The 13,688-nt window shown below is 52.4% G+C and carries 8 protein-coding genes; all 8 read right to left on the minus strand.

Annotated elements, in window-relative coordinates:
- Positions 1-78 precede the first annotated feature (78 nt).
- Positions 79-1,134, minus strand: a complete 1,056-nt coding sequence (locus ACYVAM_RS24040; RefSeq protein ID WP_461071831.1) for an oxygenase MpaB family protein — start codon at positions 1,132-1,134, stop codon at positions 79-81.
- Positions 1,135-1,200: 66 nt separating this feature from the next.
- Complete coding sequence (locus ACYVAM_RS24045; protein WP_461072369.1) at positions 1,201-1,962, minus strand: MBL fold metallo-hydrolase; 762 nt, start codon at positions 1,960-1,962, stop codon at positions 1,201-1,203.
- 80 nt (positions 1,963-2,042) lie between these two features.
- The gene (locus tag ACYVAM_RS24050; RefSeq protein WP_046575488.1) at positions 2,043-2,423 is read right to left on the minus strand and encodes a response regulator; all 381 of its coding nucleotides are present in this window, start codon (positions 2,421-2,423) and stop codon (positions 2,043-2,045) included.
- A 175-nt stretch (positions 2,424-2,598) separates the two neighbouring features.
- A complete protein-coding gene (locus ACYVAM_RS24055) occupies positions 2,599-3,114 on the minus strand; it encodes a GNAT family N-acetyltransferase (protein ID WP_461072371.1) in 516 nt (171 codons plus the stop codon).
- Positions 3,115-3,399: 285 nt separating this feature from the next.
- On the minus strand, positions 3,400-4,974 hold the full coding sequence (locus ACYVAM_RS24060) for a serine hydrolase domain-containing protein (RefSeq protein WP_461071833.1): 1,575 nt from the start codon (positions 4,972-4,974) through the stop codon (positions 3,400-3,402).
- A 140-nt stretch (positions 4,975-5,114) separates the two neighbouring features.
- A complete protein-coding gene (locus ACYVAM_RS24065) occupies positions 5,115-9,317 on the minus strand; it encodes an NPCBM/NEW2 domain-containing protein (protein ID WP_461071835.1) in 4,203 nt (1,400 codons plus the stop codon).
- 338 nt (positions 9,318-9,655) lie between these two features.
- The gene (locus ACYVAM_RS24070) at positions 9,656-11,449 is read right to left on the minus strand and encodes a glycoside hydrolase family 9 protein (protein WP_461071837.1); all 1,794 of its coding nucleotides are present in this window, start codon (positions 11,447-11,449) and stop codon (positions 9,656-9,658) included.
- Between the two features lie 60 nt (positions 11,450-11,509).
- Positions 11,510-13,678, minus strand: coding sequence for a plastocyanin/azurin family copper-binding protein (locus ACYVAM_RS24075; protein ID WP_461071839.1), 2,169 nt, complete (start codon positions 13,676-13,678; stop codon positions 11,510-11,512).
- Positions 13,679-13,688: the final 10 nt, after the last annotated feature.

Consider the following 13,688-nt stretch of genomic DNA (forward strand, 5'->3'; position numbering starts at 1 on the left):
ATCGGCGGACTAGTGTCAGCAAATTTGTGCGTCAACTAACCGTAGCGACGGACTGTCGAATGCCGTAAACTGTATACCTTAACGTTTATTCGGAAAAATAGGCAGGCGGTTTATCAATCCGGCTAACCGCTTTTCAACGGGTGCATCGGGAATACCGAGCCAATCGGCATACTGGTCGCCCAGAAAGAAACGCATTTCACCGGCTGCCAGGTTCCGAATTGTTTCAGAGCCTGGCGCGTTAGGTTTGCTGGTTCTGGACTGACCCGTGGCTGTTGGCGACGATTGAGCCGCGCCAATGCCAGCCGCTACGGCGTTCAGGAGCGAGCGAGTCAGGCCCACACCCGCTTCGGAAGGCGCAAACTGCCGTCGGGCAATTGCGTTGCCCAGGTTATACGCTTCGCGCAGATTCTGGGGCATGAGCTCTTCCGATACGCCATTGAAATAGCCCACTACATTGATGTGATGCAGGTAATCTTCTTCTTCCTGCTCAGTCATGGAAACGTTTAATTTTCGCAGACCTAACAGCACGATATACGAGAAAGCCAGGTTGGTTCCGGCCATGTCTTCCTGATTGACGGGGTAACCCCAGGCCATATCCCAGCGTTTCGAGTGCAGGGAAAACCAACGGGCTCCGGCATGAATCAGCCGAATTTTCTGCGTTCGGCTAATCGCCTTTCCAGATGCCCATTCCTTTGGATTATTGACCGCAAATACCCATTCGCCGGTTTCCTGCAATCGACGTGTGGTATCGTTTTTGATCCGTTCAGTCAGCCAGAGCACCTGCGCTCCGTTGGCCCCGAGGTAGGAGAAGGGCAGCGAAAAGAAGCCTAATGTCAACCCGATTTGTTGGGCATGTTTCCTGAAAAAGGCCATACCTCGCTTCATTTGGTCAGCATCCGCCCAGGTTGGCATCTGCGTCTGATCTGCAAAAAAGGCCTGCACGGCCAGATGCTGTTTTTCCAGCGAAAAGTCAGTTGTATCGGCCAGCCACTGCATCAATGCCCTTAAACCAGGGGCCGCTTCGGCATCCACAACGGCGGCAATGACCGCGTCGGCAGCCGGATCGCCCTGCTGTCGGTAATGATCCAATAAGGTATCCGTAAAGGAGCGAGAAGGCTTTATGAGCGTCGGCATCGTATGACTGTAGTCTACACGGGTAACGATGCGTGGACGGAATTGGTTTTGCGTGACGGGCTCAGACTATAGCGTAATCTGTAACCCATCGTAGCCCAACCGGATATTGGGGGGCAGTTCCTGTTCTACTTCCCGATGCAGACCTAATTTATGGCTAATGTGGACAAAGTATGTCCGGTCGGCGTCGACTCGATTGGCGAGGGCAATGGCCTGATCCAGTGTAAAATGGGAAATGTGCGATTCTCGCTGAAGCGCATCAAGCACCAGTACTTTCGTACCGTAAACTTTAGTCAATTCCTCGTCAGAAATATAGTTCAGATCGGTGAGGTAGGTGAAATCGCCCACGCGAAATCCATAAACGGGGAGTTTATGGTGCATCACTTCAATGGGTATGAACTGAATGCCCAGTACGTCGAATGGCTCATTGGTCAGGCTGTTCAGCTGGACGCTGGGCGTGCCGGGATACTTTTTTTCAGCGAAGACATAGGCGAACTCGCGTTGTAACTGCGCCAGTACCGTGGGCCGCCCGTAAATGGGAATGTCGTTGCCGGATCGAAAATTATAGGCCCGGATTTCATCCAGCCCAGCCGTGTGGTCTTTGTGCTCGTGCGTGAACAGAACTGCGTCGAGCTGCATCAGGTTAAGCCGAAGCACCTGCTGGCGAAAATCAGGGCCCGTATCAATGACAAAACTACGGCCGTCTATTGCCAGGTGAACGGACGTACGGAGTCGTTTGTCCCGAAAGTCAACCGAACGGCATACCTCGCACGTACAGCCAATAAGCGGCACCCCCGACGATGTTCCCGTACCGAGCAGCGTGATCAGCATAAAGAGCGACCGAGTGAACGAGCGAACGAGTGGCTGGCGCATTAACTTTCGCTCGTTCACCCGGTCGCTCGTTCGCTCATTTATTTATCCGTCAGTTGATTAACGACTTCGACCAGGCGGTCGAAATTGAGAGGTTTTACCAATACGTCGTTAAATCCAGCGGTTTTGAATTCTTCTTCGGTGTAATTTTTAGCATTACCGGTAATCGCCACGATGGGGACACTGGCCTTTTCTTTTTCGGGTAGCGCCCTAACCCGCCGAACGCATTCCATCCCGTCCATAAGCGGCATGTTGATGTCCAGGAGGAGAATACTGAAGTCTTCTTTTTCCAGAATTTGCAGCACTTGTTCTCCGTTTTTTACGGCGGTGATGTCATAATTCTGGAACTCAAGAATTTTGCGGGCCAGATTCTGGATAACAGAGCTATCTTCGGCAATCAGGACGCGTTTGGAAGCTGACATAGGGCTTGGGAGATCGTGATTCGTTATACTGTGGTGAAATTATAGAGTTAAATTGGCAAACGCAAAAAGGGTTTGGATTCAATAGCTACCAAAATCATCTTTTTGGTAAATAGACGCGTAATAGGCGCCTTGACTGCCAGTGCTGTAACAGACAGTAGATTGTCACTTGCCGGAGTTAAAGAATTTTTTCCATGACCATAAACTCCAGAGATTGTTTTTTAATACCAAACCGTGGATCGTCGGGGAAGGGCTGTTTGTTGCCCGTTGCATAATAGCCGCGCCGTTCATACCAGGCAATCAACTCGTGCCGTACCGTGATGACGGTCATGGTAACCGCCCGATATTTCCGGTCAATGGCAAGCTGCTCAGCCGCTGTCAGTAATTGCTTGCCAATGCCGTTGGTCTGCGCATCGGGCGAAACGGTCAACATGCCCAGATACAGGTCTTTCTCTTTGGCTTCCAGATACACGCAGCCCAGCAGATGGCCCGCATCTTCATATTTCAGGATCAGTGCATTCGGATTCTGAAACAGTTCCCGTAAGGATTCGTCGCTGGTTCGCACACCATCCAGCAAATCGGCTTCAGTCGTCCACCCTTTGCGGGAGCTGTCGCCCCGGTAAGCACTATTCACTAAACTGACCAATGCCGGTATGTCCTGCTCCGTAGCGGTCGATATGTGTTTCTGATTGATTGTAGTCACGGTTTGTGGTATTGTTGGGATTTCTGTAACATCGGGTTTACAGGTTTGTACTAGCTAAGCGCCGAATCATTTTTTATTAGCCCCGATTTCAACTGGGGAAACCGCCGGCCATTACCCGCATTCTCTCAACTGTTTCAACGACTTGCCGGATGCCAAAACCGTTGAAATGGTTGAGAGAATGCGGCTTTATTCTGCAAACCCACCGCTAAAGCGATGGGCTGATAGAGGGTCGGTTTAGCGCTTACTTCATTCAACCCAATGAACCGGTGTTGCGCGCTACTTAGGCACCTCCCGAAAGTCAAGTTGCTGAATTAGGGCGGGATTTTCGGGCGTCAGCGTAAAGAAGACATCCATGTTGGCTTTGTCGCCTTCCAGCAAGAAATGGCCGCGCAGTTGATTCTCGGGAATTAAATCGCCCACGCTTTTGATGGTTCCCGCTTTGGTATACAACGCCTGCACCACGTTTCGGCGCATGGCTACTGACTTATCGGGGAAGAAGTTCTCCGCAAAAATGCCGCTCTGTTCGGCGTTTTTCCAGTCGGGGAGCAGTTTAAGCAACTCGGCTTTTCGCTGGGCCAGGATGCTGGATACGGGAAGCTGGCGGGGATGAAGTTTGCCGATGGCCACCAGTGTATCGAGCACCGCCGAGTTGACGGGGCCAAAGCCCGCATACGTCAGGTTGCCGTACGCGATGACCCCAATACCATAGTCGGGCAGAATACGCCACTGGCTGCCAAAGCCGGGTAGCCCCCCGCTATGGCCCACATCGACCTGTCCGATGCAGTTCTTATTCCAGCGTAGCCCATAGCCATAGCCACTCGTGACCGGGCACAGTTGCCCCGCCGAATTTCTGGCCTGTGCAGAAAGGCCCGCAAAGGTCCAGGGCTGCTGCATCTCGCGGATCGAACTTCGCTTTATTGGCCCCTTGTCGATTGCATTGCTGGGTGGCCAGGCGGCTTCGTGCAGGGCCACATACTTGCTGAAATCGTCGATGGAGGTGATTAATCCACCCATAGCACCGTGGGAGCCGTCGTGTAATAAGGGTTCGGCGAGCCATTGTTCCGTTCCTGAACCATTATCCTGCCAGCGATAACCCAGTGCCAGTTTGTCGGCGGGAACATTGGCGTATTCCCATTGGGTATCGTTCATGTCCAGTGGTTTCAGGATGTTCTCCGTAATGTATTGCTGATACGGTTTTTTCGCGACAACGGTAATGATTCGACCCAGCATGGCAAAGGCCAGGTTGCTGTATTCGTAGGCGAAACCCGGCACGTTGGCATTCGAGAGGCCCCCTTTGATGAGCTTTGTCAGGTCCTCGTCGGAGTCGGCGAGCTGGCGGTCGCCCCAGGGGTTATCTTCGGGGAAACCCGCCGAGTGCGTCATCAGGTTACGAACGGTAATCAGGGGCGCATCAGCGGTGAGGTATTTGTGTGATTTGAGCTCAGGAATATATTGTTCAGCCGGGTCATCGAGCCGGAGTTTACCTTCGTCACGGAGCTTAAGAACCGCCATCGTGGTGAAGCTCTTGGTCATCGACGCGATCCGGAACAGCGATTTGGGCGTGGCTGGCGTTTTAGCCGCCAGATTCGTGTAGCCGAAGCCACCCGAATAAACCAGCTTGCCATCGACCACAATACCAAAGGCCATACCGGGTATGTGGCGTTTTTCTGCGAGGTCTTTGTATAGTTTTTCGACAATTGGAAAAGCAGCTTCCAGTTTTTTTGCTCGGTCGGGGTCAATAAATGCCGGTGGCTGATAGGTAGGTATGTGGTTTACTGTACGACCCGAAATCGGTTGTTGAGCCAAAGCAGATGAGGCCAGAAGGAGCAGGGCCGGAAAAAATGGTTTCATAAAACGAGTGAAGTGAGGAACAGGTTTACGGATACTAACATACTGAATAATGCGAAAAGCCACACCAGAAGCGTGGCCTTTCGTAGGAATTCATCCGTGTACCCGATCGTTGATTTTCCTGGGTAACTGCTTTTTCCTTCTTATTCGGATAGAATTACTTTTCGGGTAATCCGCTGATTTCCCTGAATGAGTGTGAGTAGGTAGTAGCCACGGCTTAGCTCACCAACCGCTAGTTTTAGCAGGTTTTCGCCCGCTGTGACCTGATGCCTGGTGTCAATCACCGGCAGCGCCGATACCGTTAGCAATTGCAGACTTACTTCGCCATCGGTCTCTGCAATGTAACGAATATTGACCTCGTCACGGGCAGGAATTGGGTATATACGCACTGGCGAATACTCGTTTGTTTCCTGGCTGGCCAGCCGTCCGCCACTGGTTCTGGTCAAACGTGCCCCTGCCCAGTCGGCATGATCGCAGGTTACGTTATCGCCCCCGTTGGTAACGACCAGCTTTAAGGTCTGTTTGCCCGTTACATTCAGATCAATCGACTTGGTTGCCGAAGCGGGTGTCATCGTGCCGCTGTCGTAAACCAGCACATTATCAACATATACCTGGAAGTTCACCGTTCCGCAGCCGCCGTTGGTCATCTCGTCGTCTATTCCCATATCTGTAAGGAAATGAGCGTATTGGCCATTCAGATTATAGGTGATTTCGGAAGGAGCGTGTACGCCAAGCCCTTTGGCGTATGTTACGCCGTTCAGCTTGATCGTTCCGCCATCGCCCGCAGCTGATTCGCCGTTACTACGATCTTTCTCCACAGGCCCATGGCCGTTCGATGCGGTTACCCAGTTTAGATCCGACAAGTAAATCGCGGTTCCTGTCGATGGCGTCGTTGGGTTGGTCGTAGCTGCAGTGGCTGGATATAAGTAGGATTGAGGAACTACTTGTTGCCCCTGTCCCGGATAAGCCCACAAAAGTTTAGCCACGGCACCCGACCCGCCGTCATAATACTCCATCTGGATGGTGTAGCGCTGGCCCGCTGTGAGGGTTATTCCATTGCCATCGTTGTTCGTTGGCGCATGCCCGGTCCAGTTGTTGATCACCATTACGCCGTTTACCCATAGCCGAACCCCATCGTCCGATGTTGTGGTGAATACGTAATTTCCGGTAGCGGGTGCCTGCACTTGCCCGGTCCAGCGAATGGAAAAGTTGTCTGAATTGACACCGGATGCTGGTGAGCCCGTTCCCCAATCGAAGTTGATGGTTGCATCCGTGCGGGTGAGTACGGTAGGAGCATTGAGGGTTGCATTATTATAGTACTCGCCGAGAAGGCCGGTGCCATTACCGGCGGTGGGCGTCGTTGGTGTGGTCGGCGTGGTGGCCGTGGGCACCCGGTAAAAGGCCGCCGTTGGGATGGTCTGTTTGCTGATGCCGGGGCCTTCGTAACTGACCACAAAGCTTTGGCCGCCACCGCCTTGAAGAAAGGGCAACGTTAGGGCATGCTTGCCGGCTTTCAACCCGATGGTGCCCGATTTTTCCACAGCTCCATGAAGTCCATCATTATTGACAACTTCGGTGGTACCAATCAGGAGTTTACTGCCGTCGTCGGAGTTCGTATAGAAGGTGTAGGTTCCATCGGTGGGTACGCTGATGTATCCTTTATAGCGAATACCGAACTGCTCGTCGCGGTTGCGAACGGATAAATCAACACTGGACACCGTGCCTGTCTTTGTGGGATTGATTGAGTTGAAGTCAGGAATGGTATTCCAGGAGCCTTCATAATACTGGTAATCAAGGCCCGTCACGGCATTGCCCGGATTTTCCGGATCGCGCAAAGATACGGACGGGGGGGGCGTTGCATTGACTTCTTTCATCAGCACCGCCGATGTATAGGCTTGCAGCGTTATCTGGTTGGTATACTGAGTGTTTTTGGCGTCCCGGTATGAGCCGCTCAGCGATGTTGTCTGGGGCTGTGCGGTTGCATTGTACACCAGCTTAATGTAATCGTCAGGATTAAGGCTGGAGAGCGTTGCCTCTTTAAGCCGGATATTGTCGACCCAGGCGGTTTGTCCATCGCCGGTTACCTGAAACACCAGAATGGCGTTCGATTCATCCGCCGTCGCGGTGAAAACGGCTTCGTATTGCTGCCGGGACGTGCCCAGCAACTGAACACTACGCGGGGCCAGATCGCTGTAATTGCCGGATAACTGGCGTGGGTAAAGTTCAATGCGTTTGTTGCTTCCGGTGGCTATTCCGTCGAATAGTAACTGATACGATTTGCCGCGCGTAACGGCGCCAATGTTTACCGTAGCGAGCAGGTAGGAGTTGGCCTGCGCATTGGAAAACGATAATTTAAGCGACCCGCCGTCGAGCCGGTTCGAGTTATCCCAGTCGGCCCGGCCGTTGCCATTTGGCGACCATACACTCCAGCCTTCGGTGTTGCTGTTGAACGAATTGGTGAGCAGGCTGGCTCCCGTCTGGCTAACGACCTGGCTCCTGTAGGTTACAGGGCTGTTGGACGAGTGCGCATCTTTTCCATACATACCCTGCCAGGTCGTGAGGGTATTATCCGAGCCCGTTAGTCCCGAGCCGGGATTGTAGACCGTGCGGATTTTAAACAGGTCTTCGAATGGACGTATGTAATAGTTGTAGTCAAACTGGCCATAACTCGCCAGGTCGTTGGAATTCGATTCGTAAGCGGCTACAACCTGGTTAGGTAATTTGCTGAACAATATATTATTCTGAACAACATTGTTCCGCAGGGCGCAGGCACCGTTATAGGCCAGCTTAAGCTGCTCTTCTGTATTATTGAAGCTGGTATTTCCATTCACGGTTATGCTGGATACGCCCCGCAGAAAAATGCCCATTCCGCGCGATCCGAATGATGTATTACTGGCAACTTCGACATTCTGAGAGCAGTCGTCCAGGAAAATTCCGTTGGCACCTGAATAAGCCCCACCCGGCGTTCCTTCTGGCGCACCAATGCCGTTGTAGACGATGTTCGACACGATGTGGAGATCGCCCACATTGCTGCGGGCTCCGTTCCAGGAATAAATACCGCCCCCGTCGCTTTTGGTCAAACAGAAGTTAGATACCTGATTGTAGCGTACCGTCGCATTCGTGACCACCGCAATACCATTATACCCCACATTGTCGACGACGTTATTTTCGATCAGCGTATTGCTCGTACACAGCGCTTGTAAGGCCGAATAGGTGCCATCGCCACTTTTCCCCCGGCCTGGTATCAGGCCGATGCGCCGGAGCGTATTTCCCCGAAAGGTAAAATTCTGATAAGGGCCAATATACAGCCCGCTGCTGTTGGCGTCTTCGAACAGGTTGTTCTCCGCGACGACATTGTTGCCAGAGCCAATGATGGTAATACCGTCTTCGCCCGAGTTTGTAATGTCGTTGCCCGAGAAAACGAAATTAGAGCCGCCGTTAACGGCCAGTCCCGTACTCAGCGTTTCCGTAATCTTGACATTCCGAACCGTAATGCCCGATACGTTCGTCAGATTTATTCCTTCGTTGAAAGCCGTTGCCGTGATGAGCTGGCTGTTGGGGTTGTTCTGGTTGTCGAACAACCGAATCTTCTTGCTGGACGAGTCATAATACCACTCGCCAACCTGATCCAGGGTAGCCGGGTGATTCTGAATGAAAAACCCCCAGCCATCGGCCAGATCGTAGCTGCTGGAATTGTTCAGTGAAAGTGTGTTCCCGTTCTGCTGGGTGATGGTGGCCCGGTCCAGAATCCACTGAGTAGGCCGCAGGACCGCTTCCCCGCCCGTCCAGTTCTGGGACAACCCCTGCTGACTGGTTAACTGGGTTTTACCGCCATGCGACTGAACGGTCAGGTAGCCTTTGTTAGCATCGCTGAGATTAGGATATCGGCCCAGCGGAAGTACAGTGCCGTTTCGATACAATCCCGTTACCCGGCTGCCGCACGAAGGACAATCGGCCTGCCAAACGTTATTACCGATATTGTTCCAGTTGGAGACCGGAACGGAGCCGGCAAGAATGGGCTTATTCCCCGAGCCATACGCATCGACCACAATGGGGTTACTCGATGTACCTGATTGCCGAATGGATAATGTTCCTCGGAATGTATCGCCCCGCCGAAACAGAATGGCGTCGCCCGGCTGAAGAGATAAACTATTGATTTTGGCAATGGTCTGAAACGGAGAGCCATCTGATCGGCCGTTGTTGGCTTCGTTTCCTGAATTAGCGACGTAATAGGTTGTCTGGGCCAGGGCTGATTGCCAACTTGCGCACAAGAGAACCAGCATGATTGCGCAGAGGGCAAACAGTCGATCTGTCCGGCCGTTTTTCCAGCTAGAAACGTGAAGCATGTAGGAATAAGTATAGGTAGATACAGTAGTTAGGAGATGTGAATAGACCAGCGACTACTCTATTCACACAGGCAAGTTAAGTCCAAAAATTTGTTTATTAAACGGTATCTATATTAAAACAGTAGAGAATCCAACTTATTCTGGAATAAATCGGATAGATTTACTTCTTAGCTAGTTGGGTGCTGATTTTTAAGTAGATGGAATGAGTTTTTTATAAACTAAGGCATCTTATAGACAATGGGGTCATCTTCTATTAAAGATGACCCCATTGTCTATAAGATGCCTTAGAACCAGGGCTTCAGAGCCTGCTTTTGAAAGGCTACATGCTTATTTGCCTGTTAGCGATTTATACTGGTTTTTTGATTGCTCTGCAAGGCTTCGAGGGCGGCTGCCAGATAAACGAGTGGAGCGTTCCAATTGATCGCAATTTCGTTGGAGGCATAGGAGCAATCAGCGTCGAGGTACACTTCGTCTGGGATGGTTGTCGTGTACCCCGGACATTTATCCTGTCGGGCCGCGTTCGCGTTGGTGCCGCCCGAAAGCAGACCCGGCACGGGGGCTTCGATGCCATCCGCTACAGACGGACGGTGGTGTGGATGCATGGTCGATTTGTCGCCGAAGCCCGTCACGAATGAGTAGCCGACGGCATTTCGTCCCAGTAAATAATCCAGATTAGCAAGGGCGTAGCGGAGGTACTGGTTGCGGTTCGGCGAATCGGTTAGCCGGTATGCCTGAAGAAGCGCAATGCCCTGGTTGGCGGCTTCGGAACTGCTGCCCCAGATGAAATCTTTTGCCGATTTGCCCATTACGGTCTGAAATGCCTGGCGATCTGCCCCCTTGATGAGCGAATCAGCCATGGTAACAAGCTGTTGTTTCACGTTCGGCAGGTCTTTTTTGCCAAGGGCCGTCAGGCTGTTCCCCGTCCGGGCCAGTGTATAATAAGCCAGGGTGCGAACCTGCGGCCAGGAGGGTAACGGGGTCTTGTTGTCCGGAAATAAATTGACCGCTGTGTAGTAAGTGTCGTCTTTTGTCGTCGCGTATAGTTCGGCAGCGGCCCACATCCACTCATCATCGGCGCTGCGATCTTCATACGTTCCCGTCGATATATCCGGATCGTACTTGTCGTTTATTGCCCGTTGGTTATAGAGTATGGTCGGGTTCGCTTTGGCCCAGCCCCAGGCTTTTACGGCCATCGCTAAACAAGAATCGGCCAGGCCGGGAAGCTCTTTGTTATACGGTTTAATAACCCGGCTTGCCTGAGCCATCACAGCGGCAAAGTCGAGGGTCGCCGTAATGCTTTTGGCCACGACATACCGCTCTTTAGTCGCTTTATCCGGCATAACCATCCCATCGAAACTGGCGTTGGTCAACTTGTGGTAAACGCCACCGTCGGCCGGGTCCTGCATGGTCAGCATCCAGCGCAGATTCCAGAGTACTTCGTCCAGCACATCGGGCACCGTGTTAGTGCTTTCAGGAATGTTCGTGTTTAACTTCTTTACGTAATCGGGAAAGTCCTCACAAAGCGAGAGCAGGGTGCCCATCGTGATGCCGGAATTGACGATGTATTTGTTGTAATCACCAGCATCGTACCAGCCTTTGGGCGATGAAATGACCGTTCCGGCCGGCCGATTCGCGGAGGCCGCTGAAGGATGAATCAGCACCCGCGTATCGGGGTGGCCAGCGGGACGCGCCCACTGTCCGGCATATTTAGCCGGTAAGTCAATGGCTGTCCGTTGATAATAGAAACCTTTGATGGCGCCGATGGCCAGGTTTCGGTGAACATCCTGACGGATTTCAAACGGGTAGGAATGGCCCAGACCGGGAATGATCACCACATACGTACCCGGCTTGGTCAGCGTAGAGAAATCGGCTGAGTGGGTCGTTTTTCCCGATAGGACATTTGTTCGGGCATTGCCTAGCGTACCGGTGAAGACTACTTTCTTGATATCTGAGGTCGCTACCTGAAAAGGCCCCTGTACCTCACCAACCACTACGGCAATTTTGGCTCCGTTGGGGTAAAATCCGATCTGGTTTAGCCGAATGGCCTCCGAAATTGGTTGAGCAATCAGTTTACCAGCCGTAAGCAACAGGCTCAACGAGAGGGTAGCAAGTCCCCTGAACGAACACGTCATAATAGATAAAAATGAAGCCTGTAAGGTCTAATGGAGACCTTACAGGCTCAGGAAAGGAAATTACTTAACGACTTTCATGGTGCCCTGCATTACGTAAAAATGGCCGGGCACTGAGCATTCGTACATATAATCGCCGGGCTTTTCGGGCGCAATAAAGTAAATGGACTCGTTGGTGTTGGGCTGGAGCAGATTGGTATGGTGCAATACCTTGTCTGTCTGCGGAATGTAATTCTTTTCCTGTCCTTCCAGGCCAAGTTTCATGGCTAGTTCACCCACCTGAATGGCTGAGCCAGGGGCTACGACCACGAAGTTATGGAGCATGTCATCTTCGTTGTTGAATACGACCCGTACTTTGCTGCCCGCTTTTACCTGAAACTGCTCCGGCGCAAACTTCAGACCTGGCTTTGTGCCCATATTAATCGTATAATCAGGTTCAGTCCAGGACGAGGGCATATCGGTTACCCGTTTGGCCATGGTGCTACCCGTAGCTTTGGGGGCCGTGGCTGATTTTGCCGACGTTACTTTCTTCGCAGTTGGCCGGGTGCTTACCGGTGGTGCCGTGGATGTCGATGCGGTCATCATGGCCGAGTGGTCATGAGCAGGCGTCGTTGCGGCAATGCTCAGTTTTTCGCCATCGGGAATATTGTTGAGCGTGTAGTAGCCAACGTTGTGCAGCAATATACGACCCTCTTTTGAGCGAATACCCGGCGTGGTGATTTCGTGAATATAACCCAGACGCAGGCTGTCGACTACCAGACGAGCTTTCAGACCATCTTTCGACACAACGATGCCGCGAATGGGGCAACCACCCCGATTGATCACCGGGCTTCCGTAGGTTGCGTGGTATTTGTAGTTGAAGCCCGTTACCTTGTAAGACGCGGGGTCAGCCGCTAATTCCGCATCAACCGGCTCTGTGAATTCAATTTCGAAACCATCTGGCATGGCGTGTATGGTCTTCATCTCAAAAGGCATTTTGCCCGTCCAGACCACTCGCTGAAGGCTGTAAAGCTCTTTCCCCGTCGATGACCAGCCCCTACTGGTCATGCCCACGAACATGGAGGCATCATGGCCCCAAACCAGGCGTAACACACCCGATGAGAAACCCTCCCGGAAGGGAAACACAACCCCCTGGTAGACGCCTTTTACTTTCTCGAAATCGACCCGCGAGAGAATGCTTTGTCCCTGATCACCCACAAACAACTGATTCTCGAACGGACCGAATTTCCCTTTCGTGTTGTCCGTCAGGAGACCGGATGTTGAAATGCCCAGAATGCCGTGGGGTAACCAAACGGCAGGGGCCTTCAACGCCGTAAACTTCTTGGAGACATCGTACAGCGGTTCACCTGTGTTGGGAACATCCTGAGGCTTGATTTTCAGGGGTGAGCCCGGCATATCCGTCCACCTAAGACTTTCGGCATTGCCCAGAAAATCTCCTTTTTCAACCTGCGAGATACGGCCCGATCCAACCCAGTCGCCCTGGTTTTCGGTGTAGAAGTAATCGCCGGCTGCGTTCATGCCATAACCAGCCGGAGAGCGCATCCCGGCGGCAAACGGAGTCATTTTTCCATCGGGGGTAATTTCCAGTGTCCAGCCGCGCCAGGGGACCAGACTAACACCATGCCCGAGGCTATTGCTCCAGCCCACGTTTAGTGTTACGAGCATATTGCCGTTTGGCAGAAACGTTGGGCCATACGAATACTCGTGGTAATTGCCCGACAGGGGCCAGGAATAAATTTTGTCGTAGGAGTCGGCCCGACCGTCGCCATCGGCATCATGCAGGCGGGTGAGTTCGCTACGCTGGGTAACGTAGATATCGCCGTCTTTATAGGCCAGTCCCAGCGGCTCGTGCAATCCATAAGCGAACCGTTTGTACGTTGGCCGAATCGAGCCGCTTACATAAGGATTCGATACGATCCAGACTTCGCCCCGGCGGGTACAAACGGCCAGATTACCATCCGGTAAGGTAACCATACCACCAACCTCCAGAATAATATCTTCGGGAACGGGCAGCGAAATCAGTTTGTAAAAATCGTCTTCTTTTTCGGGATCGGCTTCCACTTTAGCCAGTCCTTTAGGGGCGGGCGCAGGCTGCTTACTGCTGGAACTAACGGGTAAACCAGTCTTGGACTGGATTTGCGCCTGAGTCGATAAATGACTGATGCAGGCAAGGCCAGACGCCAACAAGGCGGTTCTGGCTAAACGGTATATGGTCTGATGATTGATATTCATGAGAAAGTTC

Source organism: Spirosoma horti, from assembly GCF_054776595.1.